The sequence below is a fragment of the Bacillus sp. UNC322MFChir4.1 genome (assembly GCF_000746135.1).
In the GTDB taxonomy this organism is placed as follows: domain Bacteria; phylum Bacillota; class Bacilli; order Bacillales; family Bacillaceae_G; genus Bacillus_A.
Window position 1 is genome coordinate 1 of sequence record NZ_JQKQ01000070.1, and the last position, 1,240, is coordinate 1,240.

The following is a 1,240-nucleotide window of genomic DNA, read 5'->3' on the forward strand; positions in this document are numbered from 1 at the left end:
TGATTATAGAACTCCATAAGTATTATTATTTACGGAAGCATATAGAAGATGGAGGGAAAGTACGTATAGGCTTTTAAAGAGAATTTGTTGAATTTCAAGTATATAATCGCATTCTTCTTATAGTTGGTTAAAGGATAGAAAAAATAGAAGAGAGAGTTAATATGAATACGGAATTACATTTAGATAGCAGAGAGGTCTTTTTTCTATTTCGAATGATAGGGATGGAAGAAGTTAAAGGATTTGAAAATCCATACCAGGCTATACCTTAGAGTAAAAAGATCAAGAGTGGATATAGGGATAAATAATACTTAATAGAAAACGATAGGATGGTGCACGTGAGATTCTGTGCTATTCAAGTAATCTTTGAAAAATATATAAGCCGTATAAGAAAGGGCGGAGAATTATGCAATTTTCTAAAGAAAAGCTGTTACCAAATGGCTCTATTGTTCTGTTAAAAGGAGGGACAAAAAAGATTGTAATTTACGGAAGAAAACAACTACTTATGGTTGAAGAACCTGTTATGTATGACTACATTGGCTGTTTTTATCCAGAAGGATACATTGATCCTGATTATACATTTGTATTTAATCATGATGCTATTGAAGAAATTATATTTGTAGGTTTTGTAGATGAGGAAGAAGAGGCATTTGTAGGAATGCTTAATTAAATATGATCTAGAAACAGGGAAAGGAATCTATGGAGGTTCCTTTTTTAATATATTAACGATATTCATTTGCAACAGAAGGTGTGAAATGGGATGTTGATTTAGATGGTGAAGATAATAGTATTAAAGATATGGTGAAAACGGGTGCGAAAAAAACTTGTTCAACAGTAGTGGGGTGGTTTAATTAACATGAAAAAAAGTATAGATTTTAATAAGAAAGCTTTTGCACATTATATGGCTGTTTATCCTGTAAATGAAATAAGAGTCCACGCAATTGGCCTTGTCCTTTTGGGGGCAGACGTGTTTGTTCTTTTGCCTGCTTTTGCGAATCCTTTTCGATTACTCTATGTATATATAGTAACTCCTCCAGTTGCTTTTTTAAATTTGTGGGCGATATGGATTGCTATCAATCCTCGGAAACGACAATTACAATACACTCTATTTCGAGGAGTATTTGGCATCATATGTTCAGTCGGATTACTGGTTATAACTCAAAAATATGCATATGAAGTGTTACAGTTACAAACGCCAATCTATTTTATTTTTTCATTTGGTTTGTATGGTTTTGCTTTGTAT

1 protein-coding gene and 1 pseudogene are annotated in these 1,240 nt (G+C 32.5%); both read left to right on the forward strand.

Going from position 1 to position 1,240, the window contains the following annotated elements:
- Positions 1-403 precede the first annotated feature (403 nt).
- On the forward strand, positions 404-667 hold the full coding sequence (locus tag BR72_RS17220; RefSeq protein ID WP_035434879.1) for a DUF4176 domain-containing protein: 264 nt from the start codon (positions 404-406) through the stop codon (positions 665-667).
- A 186-nt stretch (positions 668-853) separates the two neighbouring features.
- Positions 854-1,240 (forward strand): annotated as a pseudogene (locus BR72_RS17225) (hypothetical protein); the annotation flags it as partial.

Bases quoted from the DNA above. Each gene is read 5' to 3' on its own strand.
- BR72_RS17220 (WP_035434879.1), top strand. From the start codon at position 404: ATGCAATTTTCTAAAGAAAAGCTGTTACCAAATGGCTCTATTGTTCTG.